At 61.2% G+C, this 17,024-nt stretch carries 15 protein-coding genes; 10 read left to right on the forward strand and 5 right to left on the reverse strand.

Annotated features, from left to right (window positions below; translation table 11 throughout):
* Positions 1 to 54: 54 nt before the first annotated feature.
* Both uca and AB4N33_RS09965 read left to right on the forward strand, forming a co-directional pair.
* Complete coding sequence (gene uca, locus AB4N33_RS09960; RefSeq protein WP_476457170.1) at positions 55 to 3,687, forward strand: urea carboxylase; 3,633 nt, start codon at positions 55 to 57, stop codon at positions 3,685 to 3,687.
* Positions 3,687 to 4,403, forward strand: coding sequence for a GntR family transcriptional regulator (locus AB4N33_RS09965; RefSeq protein ID WP_460126144.1), 717 nt, complete (start codon positions 3,687 to 3,689; stop codon positions 4,401 to 4,403). Before uca ends, AB4N33_RS09965 begins: the two co-directional genes overlap by 1 nt.
* A 70-nt stretch (positions 4,404 to 4,473) precedes the next feature.
* Here the strand turns inward: AB4N33_RS09965 and AB4N33_RS09970 are convergent, their stop codons facing one another.
* Positions 4,474 to 6,669 carry an OsmC domain/YcaO domain-containing protein gene (locus AB4N33_RS09970; protein WP_476457171.1) on the reverse strand — a complete coding sequence of 732 codons (2,196 nt, stop codon included), beginning with the start codon at positions 6,667 to 6,669 and terminating at the stop codon, positions 4,474 to 4,476.
* A gap of 258 nt (positions 6,670 to 6,927) precedes the next feature.
* On the opposite strand from AB4N33_RS09970, the gene AB4N33_RS09975 reads away from it, so the two are divergent.
* Positions 6,928 to 7,986, forward strand: a complete 1,059-nt coding sequence (locus tag AB4N33_RS09975; protein WP_476457172.1) for an alpha/beta fold hydrolase — start codon at positions 6,928 to 6,930, stop codon at positions 7,984 to 7,986.
* A 143-nt stretch (positions 7,987 to 8,129) separates the two neighbouring features.
* Here the strand turns inward: AB4N33_RS09975 and AB4N33_RS09980 are convergent, their stop codons facing one another.
* A complete protein-coding gene (locus tag AB4N33_RS09980) occupies positions 8,130 to 8,510 on the reverse strand; it encodes a RidA family protein (RefSeq protein ID WP_476457173.1) in 381 nt (126 codons plus the stop codon).
* A gap of 147 nt (positions 8,511 to 8,657) precedes the next feature.
* On the opposite strand from AB4N33_RS09980, the gene AB4N33_RS09985 reads away from it, so the two are divergent.
* The 7 genes from AB4N33_RS09985 (at position 8,658) to AB4N33_RS10015 (ending at position 15,232) form a co-directional block, all read left to right on the forward strand.
* Complete coding sequence (locus AB4N33_RS09985; RefSeq protein ID WP_476457174.1) at positions 8,658 to 10,013, forward strand: flavin-containing monooxygenase; 1,356 nt, start codon at positions 8,658 to 8,660, stop codon at positions 10,011 to 10,013.
* Between the two features lie 17 nt (positions 10,014 to 10,030).
* The gene (locus AB4N33_RS09990; RefSeq protein ID WP_368554268.1) at positions 10,031 to 10,447 is read left to right on the forward strand and encodes a RidA family protein; all 417 of its coding nucleotides are present in this window, start codon (positions 10,031 to 10,033) and stop codon (positions 10,445 to 10,447) included.
* Positions 10,448 to 10,567: 120 nt separating this feature from the next.
* On the forward strand, positions 10,568 to 11,245 hold the full coding sequence (locus AB4N33_RS09995) for a DUF1028 domain-containing protein (protein WP_460126154.1): 678 nt from the start codon (positions 10,568 to 10,570) through the stop codon (positions 11,243 to 11,245).
* Positions 11,242 to 12,393 (forward strand): acetylornithine deacetylase, encoded by a 1,152-nt coding sequence (gene argE, locus AB4N33_RS10000; RefSeq protein WP_476457175.1) that lies wholly within the window; start codon positions 11,242 to 11,244, stop codon positions 12,391 to 12,393. The genes AB4N33_RS09995 and argE overlap by 4 nt, the downstream gene beginning before the upstream one ends.
* 296 nt (positions 12,394 to 12,689) lie before the next feature.
* Entirely contained in the window at positions 12,690 to 14,102 is a 1,413-nt protein-coding gene (locus AB4N33_RS10005; protein WP_476457176.1) for a purine-cytosine permease family protein, read from the forward strand.
* 156 nt (positions 14,103 to 14,258) lie between these two features.
* The gene (locus AB4N33_RS10010) at positions 14,259 to 14,477 is read left to right on the forward strand and encodes a PLD nuclease N-terminal domain-containing protein (RefSeq protein ID WP_460126160.1); all 219 of its coding nucleotides are present in this window, start codon (positions 14,259 to 14,261) and stop codon (positions 14,475 to 14,477) included.
* A gap of 461 nt (positions 14,478 to 14,938) precedes the next feature.
* The gene (locus tag AB4N33_RS10015; protein WP_476457177.1) at positions 14,939 to 15,232 is read left to right on the forward strand and encodes a fructose-bisphosphate aldolase; all 294 of its coding nucleotides are present in this window, start codon (positions 14,939 to 14,941) and stop codon (positions 15,230 to 15,232) included.
* A 78-nt stretch (positions 15,233 to 15,310) separates the two neighbouring features.
* Here AB4N33_RS10015 and AB4N33_RS10020 read toward each other — a convergent pair whose 3' ends face one another.
* The 3 genes from AB4N33_RS10020 to AB4N33_RS10030 form a co-directional block, all read right to left on the reverse strand.
* Positions 15,311 to 16,051: an ATPase gene (locus AB4N33_RS10020; protein WP_476457178.1), complete on the reverse strand. Its 741-nt coding sequence runs from the start codon at positions 16,049 to 16,051 to the stop codon at positions 15,311 to 15,313.
* Positions 16,048 to 16,332: a hypothetical protein gene (locus AB4N33_RS10025; protein ID WP_476457179.1), complete on the reverse strand. Its 285-nt coding sequence runs from the start codon at positions 16,330 to 16,332 to the stop codon at positions 16,048 to 16,050. Before AB4N33_RS10025 ends, AB4N33_RS10020 begins: the two co-directional genes overlap by 4 nt.
* 253 nt (positions 16,333 to 16,585) lie before the next feature.
* Positions 16,586 to 17,017: a hypothetical protein gene (locus tag AB4N33_RS10030; RefSeq protein ID WP_476457180.1), complete on the reverse strand. Its 432-nt coding sequence runs from the start codon at positions 17,015 to 17,017 to the stop codon at positions 16,586 to 16,588.
* Between the last annotated feature and the right edge of the window lie 7 nt (positions 17,018 to 17,024).

Genomic DNA, 17,024 nt, shown 5'->3' on the forward strand with positions numbered 1-17,024 from the left:
CCCTACTCAGCATTTTCGCTTCCAGACCATGGAAGCCAGGGACGAGGCACACCTATGTTCACTACCGTACTGATCGCCAACCGTGGCGAGATCGCTGTCCGCGCCATCCGCACCCTCAAGCGCCTCGGCGTGAAGAGTGTCGCCGTCTACTCCGATGCCGACCGCAATGCGCAACATGTACGCGACGCTGACGTGGCCATCGCCCTGGGTGGCGACAAGCCGGCCGACAGTTACCTGCGTATCGACAAGATCCTCGACGCCGCCAGGGAAACCGGTGCCCAGGCGATCTACCCCGGTTATGGCTTCCTCTCCGAAAGTGCTGAATTCGCCGATGCCTGCGAGGCGGCCGGCATTGCCTTCGTCGGCCCGACTGGCGAGCAGATCCGCGAGTTCGGTCTCAAGCACCGCGCCCGTGAGCTGGCAGGTGTTGCCCAGGTGCCGATGGCGCCGGGCACGGGCCTGCTGCAAAGCCTTGCGCAAGCCCTCGAAGCCGCGGAAGGGATCGGTTACCCGGTGATGCTCAAGACCACTGCCGGCGGCGGTGGTATCGGCCTGACCCGCTGCGCCGATGCCGACGCACTGGTCAGCGCCTACGACAGCGTCAAACGTATGGGTGAGCAGTTTTTCAGTGACGCCGGGGTGTTTCTCGAACGCTTCGTCGACCAGGCGCGCCACGTTGAAGTGCAGATTTTTGGTGATGGTCAGGGCCGCGTTGCCGCCCTCGGTGAACGTGATTGCTCGCTGCAACGGCGTAACCAGAAAGTCGTCGAGGAAACCCCGGCGCCGAACCTGCCTCAGGCCACCCGTGAGCGCTTGCACGCCGCTGCCGTGCAACTCGGTGAGTCGGTCAGCTACCGCAGCGCTGGCACCGTGGAATTCATCTACGACGCTGCTCGTGATGACTTTTATTTCCTCGAAGTGAACACCCGCCTCCAGGTCGAACACCCCGTCACCGAAATGGTCACCGGCCTGGACCTGATCGAGTGCATGCTGCGCGTAGCCGCCGGTGATGCGCTGGACTGGCCTGCGCTGGAGCGTGCCCCGCAGGGCGCCGCCATCGAAGTGCGCATCTACGCGGAAGATCCGTTGAAGAACTTCCAGCCCAGCCCCGGCGTGCTCACCGAAGTGCATTTCCCCGAAAACGTGCGCGTGGATGGCTGGGTCAGCACCGGTAGCGAAGTCTCGGCCTTCTACGACCCGATGATTGCAAAGCTCATCGTGCACGGCGCCACCCGTGAAGAAGCCATCGCCAGGATGCGAACCGCACTGGGCGAAACCCGCCTGCACGGGATCGCCAGCAACCTCGATTACCTGCGCCAGGTCGTAGCCGACGCTCGCTTCGCCGAAGGCCAGGTGTGGACCCGACTGCTCGACACCTTCACCTTCAAGGCCAGCGTCATCGAAGTGTTGGAACCCGGCACCTACTCCAGCGTCCAGGACTATCCGGGGCGGCTCGGCCACTGGGACATCGGCGTGCCGCCGTCCGGGCCGATGGACGACTTTGCTTTCCGCCTGGCCAACCGCATCGTCGGTAACCACACCGATGCCGCGGGCCTTGAGTTCACGCTGCAAGGCCCGACCCTGCGATTCCACACCGACGCCCTGATCGCCCTGACGGGCGCCGACTGCCCCGCCACGCTGGAAGGCGAAGCCGTCGCCTACTGGCAGCCGATTCAGGTCAAGGCCGGCCAGGTGCTCAAACTCGGCCGAGCGCAAAGTGGTTGCCGCACTTATCTGGCCGTGCGCAACGGCTTCGACGTACCGCAATACCTGGGCAGCCGCTCGACCTTCGCCCTGGGCCAGTTTGGCGGTCACGCCGGGCGTACCCTGCGCCCGGCCGACATGCTGGCAATCTCGCAACCCGAGCTGGCGGCCTGCACCACCCCGGCACCGGTGGCCTCGCCACAAGCGGTGCACCCTAGCCTTATTCCGAGCTACGGCACGACCTGGAACATCGGCGTGCTCTATGGCCCGCACGGCGCACCGGACTTCTTCACCCCCGAGGCAATCGAGGAGTTCTTCGCCGCCGAATGGGAGGTGCACTACAACTCCAACCGCCTGGGCGTTCGCCTGTCCGGGCCGAAGCCGAGCTGGACCCGCGCCAATGGCGGCGAAGCCGGCCTGCACCCGTCCAACGTGCACGACTGTGAATACGCCATCGGTGCCATTAACTTCACCGGCGACTTTCCGGTCATCCTCACCAAGGACGGCCCGAGCCTCGGCGGCTTCGTCTGCCCGGTGACCATCGCCAAGGCCGAGCTGTGGAAAGTCGGCCAGGTCAAACCCGGTGACAAGCTGCGCTTCCACCCCATCGGCTTCCAGCAGGCGCAAAGCCTGGAGCAAGCGCAGTTGGGCAGCCTCGAAGCACTGGCCGCCATCAGCGCCGTGACCCTGCCGGCGCCGACGCTGGAACCGCAAGACACGGTATCGGCCACTGTGCTGTCCGAACTGCCGGCCGAAGGCAGCCGCCCGCGCGTGGTCTATCGCCAGGCCGGCGACGCCTACATCCTCATGGAATACGGCGACAACGTACTCGACCTGGCCCTGCGCCTGCGCGTACATCTGTTGATGGAAATGCTCAAGGCCGAGCCACTGCGCGGCCTGGAAGAACTGGCACCCGGCGTGCGCTCGCTGCAACTGCGCTACAACAGCCGCGTGTTGCACCAGCAGGCGTTGATCGAGCATTTGCTGGGGCTGGAGTTGCGCCTCGGGGACGTTGCCGAGCTGAGAGTACCGACCCGTATCGTTCACCTGCCGATGGCCTTCGAGGACAGCGCCACCCTGGGCGCGGTCACCCGCTACCGCGAGACCGTACGCGCCGAAGCCCCGTGGCTGCCGAACAACGTCGACTTCCTCCAGCGCATCAATGGCCTGGCCCATCGCAATGAAGTGAAGGACATTCTGTTCGACGCCAGCTACCTGATCCTCGGCCTCGGCGACGTTTACCTCGACGCCCCATGCGCCGTACCGCTGGACCCGCGCCATCGCCTGCTCAGCTCCAAATACAACCCGGCACGCACCTACACCGCCGAAGGCACGGTGGGCATTGGTGGCATGTACATGTGCATCTACGGCATGGATTCGCCCGGTGGCTACCAACTGGTCGGGCGCACCTTGCCGATCTGGAACAAGTACGTGAAAAACGCCCAGTTCGAAAATGGCGAGCCGTGGCTGCTGCGTTTCTTCGATCAGGTGCGGTTCTACCCGGTCAGCGAGGCCGAGCTGGACGAGTTCCGCGAATCGTTCCGCGAAGGCCGCGCACAGATCCGCATCGAACACAGCGAATTCGACTTTGCCGAATACCAGCGCTTCCTCGTCGACAACCAGGCCGACATCGCCGCGTTCCAGGAGCGGCAGAAAGCGGCCTTCGATGCCGAGGTGCCGCTGTGGCGTGATGACGAAGCAGTGGTCGACGTGACGTCGCCCCATCCACAGGACGACGACGGCGACCTCGACGGCCATCTGGTCAGCGCCGACATGTGCGGCAGCGTATGGAAAGTGCTGGTGGAGCCCGGCCAGCATGTCGAGGCGGGTACTACGCTGCTGGTGGTCGAGGCGATGAAGATGGAGTTGTCAGTGACGGCGCCGGTGTCCGGCGTGGTCAAGTCGGTGCGTTGCCAACCGGGCAAGGCTGTGACGCCGGGCGACGCCCTGCTCCTGCTGACGCCAAGCGAGGCGGCTGCCTGATGCAATTGGTCGGTGCCTCGAAAAAAAACCGGACGAACCCGGACAGCCTGGCTGAACGGGTTTACCAGCAGCTCAAGGATGACATCTTCGCCTTCCGGCTATTGCCGGGCAGTCGGTTCTCGGAGGGCGAAATCGCCCAACGCATGGAAGCCAGTCGAACCCCGGTTCGCCTGGCTCTCTATCGGCTGGAGCGCGAAGGTTATCTGGACGTGCATTTTCGCAGCGGCTGGCAGGTACGGCCGTTCGACTTCGAGCATTTCGAGGACCTGTACGAGCTGCGCATCGTGCTGGAAACCGAAGCGGCGAAACGCCTCTGCGCACGCTCGGCGAATCATCCACTGGACGCCTTGCAAGCGCTCAGCGCCATCTGGCTGGTCGCCGCCGAAGACCGATTGCAGGACGGCAGCGAGGTGTCACGACTGGACGAGCGGTTTCACTGCCAACTGGTCGAGGCAGCGGGTAACGCCGCCATGGCCAGGGTGCACGCGCAACTGAGCGAAAAGATCCGCATCATCCGGCGGCTCGATTTCACCCAGTCGCAGCGCATTGCCCTGACCTATGAAGAGCACGGCGCGATCCTCCGGGCGATCCTTGCGCATCGCAGCGACGAGGCCTGCCGGTTGTTGAAAGCGCACATTGAAGTCAGCAAGGCGGAAGTGCGCAAAGTGACGCTGCACATGTTGCAGGAGGCCCACGAACGCGCGATGCGGGCGTGAGCAGCCCGCGCCCGCTTTTGATCTTGATCTTCTGTGGGAGCGGGCTTGCCCGCTCCCACAGAAGGTGCGGTTAGCGGGGTGGGTTGGATCGGGCGGCGTGCAATTTTTTGTAGCTTTCGATCAGGCGCAGGTGCCGGTCGAGGCCTTCGAGTTTCATGCTGGTGGGTGTCAGTCCGTAGAAGCGCACGCTGCCGTTGACCGAACCAATCGCGGCGTCGGTGCGTTCGGCGCCGAACATGCGGCGGAAGTTGGCTTCGTAGTCGGCCAGTTCCAGATCTTCATCCAGTTCCATCTCCAGCACCACGTTCACCGCTTGATAGAACAAGCCACGCTCGACGGTGTTGTCGTTGTATTGCAGGAAGGTTTCCACCGCTTCCTTGGCTTCCTCGTACTGCTGCAGGGCCAGGTAAATCAGCGCCTTGAGCTCGAGGATGGTCAACTGGCCCCACGGGGTGTTGTCGTCGAACTCGATGCCGATCAGGGTGGTGATGTCGGTGTAGTCGTCCAGCTCGCTTTCCACCAGGCGCTCGACCAGGTCCTGCAACTGCGCCTCATCGAGGCGATGCAGGTTGAGGATGTCTTCGCGGAAGAACAGCGCCTTGTTGGTGTTGTCCCAGATCAGGTCGTCGACCGGGTAGATCTCCGAGTAGTCCGGCACCAGGATGCGGCAGGCGGTGGCGCCCAGATGCTCGTACACCGCCATGTACGATTCCTTGCCCATGTTTTGCAGGATGCCGAACAGGGTCGCGGCCTCCTGGGCATTGGAATCTTCGCCGTGGCCGGAGAAATCCCACTCGACGAATTCGTATTCCGCCTTGGCACTGAAGAAGCGCCACGACACCACGCCGCTGGAGTCGATGAAGTGCTCGACGAAGTTGTTCGGCTCGGTCACCGCGTGGCCTTCGAAGGTCGGCTGCGGCAGGTCGTTGAGGCCTTCGAAGCTGCGGCCCTGCAGCAGCTCGGTCAGGCTGCGCTCCAACGCCACTTCCATGCTTGGGTGGGCGCCGAAAGACGCAAACACGCCACCGGTGCGCGGGTTCATCAGGGTCACGCACATCACCGGGAACTCGCCGCCCAGCGACGCATCCTTCACCAGCACCGGGAAGCCCTGGGCTTCCAGGCCCTGGATACCGGCGAGAATGCTCGGGTACTTCGCCAATACATCAGCCGGTACGTCCGGCAGCGCGAACTCGCCTTCGATGATTTCGCGCTTGACCGCGCGTTCAAAGATTTCCGACAGGCACTGCACCTGGGTTTCGGCCAAGGTATTGCCGGCGCTCATGCCGTTACTCAGGTACAGGTTTTCAATCAGGTTGGATGGGAAGTACACCACCTCGCCATCGGAATGACGCACGAACGGCAAGGACACGATGCCGCGTTCTTCGTTGCCGGAGTTGGTGTCATACAGATGCGAACCCCGCAACTCGCCATCACGGTTGTAGATTTTCAGGCAATAGGCGTCGAGGATTTCGGTCGGCAGTTCATCCTTGCGCCCCGGCTTGAACCAGCGCTCGTCCGGGTAATGCACGAATGGCGCGTTGGCGATCTCTTCGCCCCAGAACTGATCGTTGTAGAAGAAGTTGCAGTTCAGGCGTTCAATGAACTCGCCCAGCGCCGAAGCCAGTGCGCTTTCCTTGGTCGAGCCCTTGCCATTGGTGAAGCACATGGGCGACTGCGCATCGCGGATGTGCAGCGACCAGACGTTGGGCACGATGTTGCGCCACGAGGCGATCTCGATCTTCATGCCCAGGCCCGCGAGGATCGCGGACATGTTGGCGATGGTCTGCTCCAGCGGCAGGTCCTTGCCGGCGATGTAGGTGCCCTCCCCCGACGTCGAGGTTGGCATCAGCAGCGCCTGGGCATCGGCGTCGAGGTTTTCCACCTCTTCGATCACGAATTCGGGGCCGGCCTGGACGACTTTCTTCACCGTGCAGCGGTCGATGGAGCGCAGGATGCCTTGGCGGTCCTTGTCGCTGATGTCTGCTGGCAGTTCGACCTGGATCTTGAAAATCTGGTTGTAGCGGTTTTCCGGATCGACAATGTTGTTCTGCGACAGGCGAATGTTGTCGGTCGGGATATGGCGGGTCTCGCAGTACAACTTCACGAAGTAAGCCGCGCACAACGCCGACGAGGCCAGGAAGTAATCGAACGGACCCGGCGCCGAACCATCGCCCTTGTAGCGAATCGGTTGGTCGGCGATCACCGTAAAGTCGTCGAACTTGGCCTCAAGCCGCAGGTTGTCGAGAAAGTTGACCTTGATTTCCATAGGGGATTACCAGAATAGCGAGCTAAAACAAATTGGCCGCCATTATCCGGCTTTTGCGGCAGAAGTCCTGCGCTTTCATCAAGGACCGCCGACCGGTCTGCTTGTATCCCAATGTATCTGGCGCTTGCCTGGATACATGTGTTTGCACCCGGCGCACGATTCGACATAGCCCGGATACGTCTTCGCGATCAAATGAACCCAAGGTTTCAAGGGGTCATCCAGACCCACTGGCCAACGGCTCGCAACGGAGACATCCACATGAAGATGGCAATGCACAATAACAATCCAGGTAAAACCCGCCGCCGTCTGGTCGGCCCATCGATCCTTGCGGTCGCCCTGCTGGGTGCGATGGGCGCGGTCCAGGCTCAAACCGCAGCCCAGCCAGTGGCGACCCAGGGTGTCAGCTATTCCGCGCCCTCGCCTTTCGGCCCGCTCAAGCATGTCAAGGCAGGTTTGCTGGACGTGGCCTACGCCGAAACCGGCCCGGCCAATGGTCCGGTGGTGATCCTGCTGCACGGCTGGCCGTATGACATTCACAGCTATGACGACGTCGCACCGATCCTCGCCGCCAAGGGGTATCGCGTGCTGATGCCGTATGCCCGCGGTTATGGCGATACGCAGTTCCTGTCGAAGGACACCCTGCGCAATGGCCAACCGGCCGCGCTGGCCAGCGACGTCATTGACTTCATGGACGCGCTGAAGATCAAGCAGGCGGTGCTCGGTGGCTACGACTGGGGCGCGCGTACCGCCGACATCGTCTCGGCCCTGTGGCCAGAGCGGGTCAAGGCGCTGGTGTCAGTCAGCGGATACCTGATCGGCAATCAGGCCGCCGGCAAGAACCCGCTGCCTCCCCAGGCTGAATTGCAATGGTGGTACCAGTTCTACTTCGCCACCGAGCGTGGCCGTGACGGCTACCAGAAAAACACCCATGACTTCGCCAAGCTGATCTGGCAACTGGCCTCGCCGAAATGGGCGTTCGATGACGCGACCTTCGATCGCAGTGCCAAGGCTCTGGAGAACCCGGATCACGTCGACATCACCGTGTTCAACTACCGCTGGCGTTTGGGCCTGGTGCAGGGTGAGAGCCAGTACGAGGCATTGGAGCTGAAACTGGCTACCGCCCCCTCCATCGGCGTACCGACCATTACCCTGGAAGGCGATGCCAACGGCGCGCCGCATCCCAAGCCTGAGGACTATGCCAAGCGCTTTACCGGCAAGTACGAGTTCCGCCTGATCAGCGGCGGGATCGGCCACAACCTGCCACAGGAAGATCCGCAGGCGTTTGCCAAGGCAGTGATTGATGCGGATCACCTGTGATCTGACGATCACACCCCACACTGTGGGAGCGGGCTTGCTCGCGATGGTTGCCAACGAAAACGCGGAGTATCTGATACCCCCGCGGTGTTGCTGAAACCATCGCGGGCAAGCCCGCTCCTACAGGGGGGGGGTGCCGCCGTCGGTCAGGCCTTGGCCGCCATTGCCGTCACTTCCACGCGCATGCCGTCCACCGCCAGGGCGGCGACACCGACTGCGGCGCGCACCGGCCACGGCTTGGCGAAGTAGCGTTTGTACACCTCGTTGAACGCGGCGCGGTCGGCCATGTCGGTGAGGTAGATGGTCAGGTGCAGCACGCGGTCCATGGAACTGCCGGCGCGCTCCAGCGCCACTTTCAGTGCCTGCAAGGTGCATTCGCTCTGCAGGGTGATGTCGCCCAGCTCCAGGCTGCCGTCTGCGCGGGTCGGGATCTGCGTCGACACCAGGATGCCGCCAAAACCGGCAACGTCGCTGGAGATGGAATCCACGTCAGGATCTGGGGTGAAGGCGATGTCTTGGTTGGCCATGAACGGTTCTCTTGTATCGGATGAAAAGGGTGCGGGCAGTCTACAGCCCAATGCCCGCAAACGCTCTGCATCAGTTATTTATACTCAAATGCCAGCTTAATAATATTTTACCGATACAGGGGTCATCCCTAGTCTTGAACCCAAGAAATGGCAGGCCGTTCGCGACCTCAATCCAACTTGAAGGGTACAGAGATGACCACCGAAAAAATAACAACAGACACGTTGATCGTCGGCGCAGGTCAAGCTGGCGTGGCCATGAGCGAACACTTGAGCAAACTGGGCGTGCCGCACCTGGTGCTGGAGCGCAATCGTATTGCCGAGCGCTGGCGCAGTGGGCGCTGGGATTCGCTGGTGGCCAACGGCCCCGCCTGGCACGACCGCTTCCCCGGCCTTGAGTTTGCGAACCTCAGCCCCGATGCGTTCGTCCCCAAGGAGCAGGTCGCCGACTACTTCGAAGCCTACGCGAAAAAATTCAACGCACCGATTCGTACCGGCGTGGATGTGCTGAAGGTCGAGCGCAATGTCGGTCGTCCAGGCTTCACCGTCGAAACTTCGCAAGGCGTGATCGAAGCCCTGCGCGTGGTGGCGGCCACCGGCCCGTTCCAGCGGCCGGTCATCCCGCCAATTGCGCCGAAGGATCAGCCCTTCCTGCAAATCCACTCCGCCGACTACCGAAACCCGGGGCAATTGCCTGACGGCGCGGTGCTGGTGGTCGGTGCCGGCTCGTCGGGCGTGCAGATCGCCGATGAATTGCAGCGCTCCGGCAAGCAGGTTTATCTCTCGGTGGGCGCCCATGACCGTCCACCCCGGGCCTACCGCAACCGCGATTTCTGCTGGTGGCTGGGCGTGCTCGGCGAGTGGGACCAGGCGGCGATGAAACCGGGTCGCGAGCACGTTACCATCGCGGTGAGCGGTGCCCATGGCGGACGAACGGTGGACTTCCGGGAACTGGCGCATCGCGGCATGACCCTGGTCGGCCTGACCCAGTCCTTCGACGGCGGCGTCGCCACGTTCCAGGCGAACCTGGCCGAGAACCTGGCCCGGGGTGACGAGAACTATCTGGCGCTGCTCAATGCCGCCGATGCCTACATCGAACGCAACGGTCTCGACTTACCGCCGGAACCGGAGGCGCGCATCACCTTCCCTGATCCTGCCTGTGTCAGCGAGCCGATCCTGCAACTGGACCTGGCCAAGGCCGGCGTGACTTCGATCATCTGGGCCACAGGGTTTGCCACCGACTACAGCTGGATGAACGTGAACGCCTTTGACGACAAGGGCAAGCCTGCGCATCAGCGTGGCGTATCGACCGAACCTGGCGTTTATTTCCTCGGTTTGCCGTGGCAGTCGCGGCGCGGCTCGTCGTTCATCTGGGGCGTATGGCATGACGCCAAGTACGTGGCTGATCACATCGCCATCCAGCGCTCTTATCTCGACTACCACGATGCGGCGCAACGTGCGGCGGATGTCGCCCCGCTCGCCGCTAAAAAAACTGTCAGCGCTTAATCGTCCAGGAGCTTGAAATGGCCACGCCAACCCATACCCGCATTCGCATGTTCAACACCAAGGAAACCTACCCTAACCAGAGCCTGGACAACGATTTGTGCCAGGCGGTGCGCGCCGGCAACACCGTGTATGTGCGCGGCCAGGTCGGTACCGATTTCGAGGGCCGGCTGGTGGGCCTGGGCGACCCGCGCGCCCAGGCCGAACAGGCGATGCGCAACGTCAAGCAACTGCTCGAAGAAGCCGGCAGCGACCTGAGCCACATCGTCAAGACCACCACCTACCTGATCGACCCGCGCTATCGCGAGCCGGTGTACCAGGAAGTTGGAAAATGGCTCAAAGGCGTGTTCCCGATCTCCACGGGGTTGGTGGTGTCGGCGCTGGGGCAGCCGCAGTGGTTGATGGAGATTGATGTGATCGCGGTGATTCCCGAGTAGGACCGAGTCGCGGCCATCGCGAGCAAGCCCGCTCCTCCAATCCCCTGTAGGAGCGAGCTTGCTCGCGATGAGGCCAGCCAGGTCACCCCACATGCCAAGGCAACCCCAGGAGCCACACCCATGACCTTCTCCATCACCGCCCGCTGCCCTGAAACCGGCCAGTTCGGCATTGCCATCAGCTCCTCCAGCATCGCCGTCGGCGCCCGTTGCCCGTGGCTGCTGCCAGGTGTCGGCGCCGTGTCCACCCAGAACATTACCCTACCCTCCCTGGGCCCCGAGGTGCTTGCCCTGCTGGAGCAAGGCCTGGCCCCCGCCCAGGCGCTGGACAACGCACTCACGCGCAACGGCTACAGTCAGTACCGGCAGATCACCGCCATCGACCACCTCGGCCAGACCGCGCATTTCAGCGGCGCGCAAACCTTGGGCAACCACAACGCCGTGTCGGGTGAACAATGCGTCGCGGCCGGCAACATGCTCGCAGATCCACAGGTTGTCGAGGCCATGGTCAGCGCCTTCGAACACGGCGAAGGCCAGCTCGCCGACCGCTTGCTCGCCGCCATGCAAGCTGCCATCGCCGCCGGTGGCGAAGCAGGTCCCGTGCATTCGGCGGCCCTGGTGGTGGTCGGCGACCTGACCTGGCCGATCATCAACCTGCGCGTTGATTGGGCCGATGAAGACCCGATCGGCGTCCTGGGCAAACTCTGGGACGCCTACCGACCGCAAGTGCAGGACTACATCGACCGTGCCCTCGCCCCGGATCGCTCCCCCGGCTACGGTGTCGCCGGAGACGACCGATGAGCGCCAGTCGCGACCTGCTGCAAACCCTGGTGGCGTTCGACACCACCAGCCGCGAATCGAACCTGCAACTGATCGAGTTCGTACGCGACTACCTGGCAGGTTTCGACGTGACCTGCGAACTGATCTACAACGAATCACGCAGCAAGGCCAACCTGTTCGCCAGCATCGGCCCGGTGGACGTACCGGGCATCGTACTGTCCGGGCACACCGACGTGGTGCCGGTGGACGGCCAGCCCTGGACTCTACCGCCGTTCGAGCTGACTGAGCTCGACGGCAAGCTCTACGGGCGCGGCACGGCGGACATGAAGGGCTACATCGCCTGCGTGCTGGCACTGGTGCCCGCGCTGGTGAACGCCACGCTGCGCAGGCCAGCGCACATCGCGCTGTCCTACGATGAAGAAGTCGGCTGCCTTGGCGTGCGTTCGTTGCTGGCCGAGCTGCAACAGCGACCGGTCAAGCCGCTGCTGTGCATCATCGGCGAACCCACCGAGCTGAAACCGGTGCTGGGGCACAAGGGAAAACTGGCGATGCGTTGCGACATCCACGGGCATGCCTGCCATTCGGCCTATGCGCCGCAGGGAGTCAACGCTATCGAGTACGCCGCCGAGCTGATCGGAGAACTGGGCCGGATCGGCCAGCGTCTCAAGGCGCCGGAACGGCACGACACACGCTTCGACCCACCCTTCTCCACGGTGCAGACCGGAGTGATTGCCGGTGGCAAGGCACTGAACATCGTCCCCGCCGATTGCCGCTTCGACTTCGAGGTCCGCGCCTTGCCCGCACAGGACCCGAAGGAAGTAGCGCAGGCGCTCAAAACCTACGCCGAACAACAGGTGCTGCCGCGAATGCGGGCGGTGAGCGAACAGAGTGAAATCCGCTTCAGCGAGCTGTCGGCCTACCCGGGCCTGGCCACCGACGCACACAGCGAAGCGGCCGAGCTGATCGCGGCGTTCTGTGGCTCGCAAGACTTCGGCACCGTAGCCTTCGGCACCGAAGGCGGCCTGTTCAACGCCGCCGGTATCCCCACCGTGGTTTGCGGCCCCGGCAGCATGGACCAGGGGCACAAACCGGACGAGTTCGTCAGCGTAGAACAGCTTGCGCTCTGTGATGAAATGTTTTTGAGGATGGTGCGATGGATTAGCGGATAGCCGATCTCAGAACACCCATTACCCCCTGTAGGAGCGAGCTTGCTCGCGATGAGAGTGTGTCAGTCGAACTCAGTATGACTGATGCGCCGCCATCGCGAGCAAGCTCGCTCCTACAGGGGTTTGCGGCGTTTTTCGGGCGAAAACCGACCCACATTTTTTAATGTTTATACCCACAAACTTACTAATTTATCTCTGCCCCACCACCCCACATCATCGACTCCAACAAGAAAAGCACCGCCTGCGCGCGGCGCACACCGAAGTACGTCCACGTACTCAAAATCGCCTTGGAGTTCGTCATGGTTACCGAAGCAGCAACCTCCACCCCGCTCATCGAGAAACACACCATCGGCTACGTCCCGCCCGAAGATCGCCACGGCAAGACCCGTGACTTGTTCACCCTCTGGTTCGGCGGCAACATCGCCCCGCTGCCCATTGTCACCGGCGCCCTCGGCGTGCAGATGTTCCATCTGAACCTGGTGTGGGGCATCGTCGCGATTCTCGTTGGCCATTTGGTTGGCGGCGTGCTGATGGCGCTGCACTCGGCACAGGGCCCGCAGATGGGCATCCCGCAAATGATCCAGAGTCGGGCGCAGTTCGGCTCGCTCGGCGCGCTGCTGGTGGTGTTGATCGCCGGCATCATGTACATCGGCTTCTTCGCCTCCAACATCGTGCTGGCCGGCAAATCCCTGCACGGGGTGGTCGACAGCGTGCCCGTGCCGGTCGGCATTGTCATCGGCGCCCTGGGTTCCGGGATCATCGGCATCATCGGTTACCGCTTCATCCATGTACTCAACCGCATCGGCACCTGGGTGCTGGGCGCCGGCATCGTGCTCGGCTTCGGCTACATCTTCACCCACGTGCAGACTGCAGACTTTCTCACCCGTGGCAGCTTCAACATCTCCGGCTGGCTTGCCACCGTCTCGCTGGCTGCGCTGTGGCAGATCGCCTTCGCGCCGTACGTGTCCGACTACTCGCGCTATCTGCCGGCCAACGTGCCCGTCGCCGCGACGTTCTGGACCACTTATCTCGGGACCGTGCTCGGCTCCAGCCTGTCCTTCATCTTCGGCGCGGTCGCCGTGCTCGCCACCCCCGAAGGCATGGACACCATGGACGCCGTAAAACTCGCCACCGGTTCCATCGGCCCACTGATGTTGGTGCTGTTCTTGCTCAGCGTCATCAGCCACAACGCCCTCAACCTCTACGGCGCCGTGCTGTCGGTGATCACCCTGATACAAACCTTCGCCTGGCGCTGGATCCCCACGGCAAAAAGCCGCGCGGTACTGTCGATCATCATCCTCGCCGCCTGCTGCTTCGCCGCGGTCGGCGCCTCGGCCAACTTCATCGGCCACTTCGTCGACATGGTCCTGGTGCTGCTCGTGGTGCTGGTGCCGTGGACCGCGATCAACCTGATCGACTTCTACGCCATCCACAAAGGCAACTACGACATCCACTCGATCTTCAAGGTCGACGGCGGCATTTACGGGCGCTACAACCCGCAAGCCCTGCTGGCCTACGCCATCGGCATCGTTGTGCAGATCCCGTTCATGAACACGCCGCTGTACGTCGGCCCGATCAGCACCCACATCAACGGCGCGGACCTGTCCTGGCTGGTCGGCCTGCTCATCACCTCGCCGCTTTACTACTGGCTCGCCAACCGCGACAGCGCCTACAAACGCCGCCTCGACACCGGCAAACTCGCCACCCTCTAAACAACACCGCCCCCCTGTAGGAGCGAGCTTGCTCGCGATAGGGCCCTGACAGCCGATGAAACTCCAACGGTCAGGGCCCAACCCACACCCACAAAAATTTAATGAACCCCACTCACACCAGCCCACCTAAAGCAAAGACCATCAGGAGGGCAACCCATGCACATCGAAACCATCTGGATCGTACTCGCCGCCATTTTGGTGATCGCGGAAATCTGGGCCATCAACAAAGTCCGCAAAGCCGAAGGCAAATCCAGCAACAAACTGTTGTGGATCGTCTTCATCGTCTTCGTCCCCCTCTTCGGCCTGCTCGCCTGGCTGGTGGCGGGCCCGAAACACACCCAGCACAACCCGAATTCGCCGCAAACCCGGCAGTGATCCGGACGCCTACAAAACACGTAGGAATTTACCCATTGTCACGGGGGCTTTAGCCCCCGTTCGACAGCGAACTCGCTCCCTTCCCTGCCGCCGATTTCCTACTTCACTCTGTAAACCCCGGAATAGACTCAAAGCCACGTAAACAGTGGCATTCGGCCTTGCACGAGGTTTTGCTTTTGTGTCCTACAGGGCAGTTGTGAGGGTGAAAACCGGGGCCTATATTCGATCTATCGCAACATCCAGTTAGCGATCGGGTCTCGCAGCCCTGATAAGAGAAAGCACCGCTAGAGAACAACTGTGGCAAACTTCGCCGCCGTTGAGTTTTTATGGCGGCTGTGTGTGGGAGACCTTCGGGTCTGCCGGTTTCTTCTCTTATCCGGTACTGCGACCCACACATAGCTGCCACCCGCCTGAATCGCAGCAGAAAGGTGGCTTCGTAACTTTTTAATAAGAGAAGAATCATGACAATGAATTGCCCCCCACACCGCTTCATCCCCATGACCCAATTCGCTACTGACTACCCAGTACTGGTCATCGACAAAGACGCCCCACTCACCGAACTCCATAGTTGCATCAGCGAACGTCTCCGCGCCGTCCTCCCCTACCTGCAACTGATGGGCTGCACCAGCCTCCCCGATTACGCCGAACACGACATCAACACCGTCGCCAACATCGCCCGGATTTTGCTTCAGGACGTGAGCGATGTGTTTCGTGTGGTTGAGCTTCGTGGGCTTGCCAGCGCCAAATGCGCGTAACCTGGCTTCAGACGCACAAAACCCGCGAATTCGCGGGTTTTTGTTGGGTGAGAAATTTGGCGCAAACATCGTTCAGCATCAGGTTAGCTTGTCCAGCACGTAACGTTTGAACCATGCAGGCTGGGTATCGGAGACGATATCTATACTTTCACCTTCCGTTATCTCGGCGATCTGAGCAAAACTGAAATCACCATCACGGGAGTTATCGAAAATATACGCTCTGTTGGACACTAAGATGGCACTAGCCAGATTATCCAGCGACCTTTCATATCGCGACCTGATTTTGTCCGCAGGAACATCATGGCCACCTATCGAGGCACGATAAGCGACTCGAGCGACATTGATTTCGGCATCCGCCGTAGCAACGTAATACACATACACCCGGTAGCCAGCTGATCGCGCTCGCTGCAGCAACTCGATTTTGCTGACATCTGACATAACTGTTTCAAACGTGAAGCTAGCACGCTCTTTAATAAGCGACACACGAATAAAATCAGAAAGAACAGAAGCGATGTACGAGTCAACCTGCCGAGAAGAGAATACGAGCAGGCAGCCCTCAACATGCAGACCATCGAGCTTGATCAAGGACTCAGGGAATCTTGCGAGAAAGCTACTGGCATGAAGAAAGGGGATCACTTTATCAGCATAGGAATGAAGCTGGAACTGCGAGAAATCCAATACACCCGTCTCACGAATGCCTAACTCGATGGCATCCGGATTAATGTAATTGACGAGTAAATGAGCTGGCACCTTCGCGTTGAACGTGCTTTTTCCGCTACCGTTGGGTCCAGCGAAAATTCTGACCCTTGGTGTACTCAAGCTTGTAACTGAGGAACAAGCTCCTCACGCAGGGGCCGTTTGACTTTCAACCGCGTACCCGCCTTGATCGTTCCAAAGGTTTCTACTGAGCGAATGACCACAGCCTCTGCACCCGAAACCCTGACCAGATTGCCTTCGCGGACCACGAGAACAGGCTCCCCTTTCGAGAGTGCAACGTTGTAAGCATCCCGAAATGCCTTCGCGGCAATCGAAGGAATCATGGATTCCTGAGCGATAATTTGTGCTTCTGTTCTGGGTTGCTTTTCTCTCTTACGAGACATATTCGACTCCGGCTCAGACTTGGCAGGTACAGCCAACAATTATCATACATTCCAACAACCGTCGAGCGTCAGGCAACCCTGCCCCTCGTGGACCTTTAAGGAGATGTTTCACCTTACAGATTATGTCGAAGGCCACGCGCGCTCTAACAGGAGCGCCGACCTATGGAGGAGGATGCCCTACATCGCGCCGCGTGGCTTTTCCTGGAGCATCAGAGCAAATGGAATCAGCGGTTAACGTCTTCACCCGGGCCGGTCAACGCCTTTGGCCGGGCTTCCACTGGTAGTGACTGAAAATTGCTACCGCAATGGCAAACACAGCGAACAACATACTCAACGCCAACCACCTCGGCATCGCGCTTAACAATCCGACGTGGTCAATCACTGGGGCACTCAAGACCGTGCCGATCCAGCCCCCCACGAAAATCGCGACCCTGGAAGCGGCGACACTTGTGAACTGACCATGAGCGCTCTCGCCAAACTCATCCTTTTTCATTCTCGGCACGAAGTAAAACAAGCCCAGCAGACAAAAGACCGCGTAGGAGCCAAACCCTGCAACGTTCAGGTACACGCCATCCACGCCAAAGAACAGCTTGAGCCCTCCAACCAGCATCACGCTGTAAAAAGCCGACGTGACAAATACCGCCGGCCAGGCCCAGAGGTAGTAACGAAACGTTCGCGCATTCATGAGCGCC

This window comes from Pseudomonas sp. S1_E05, from assembly GCF_056337105.1.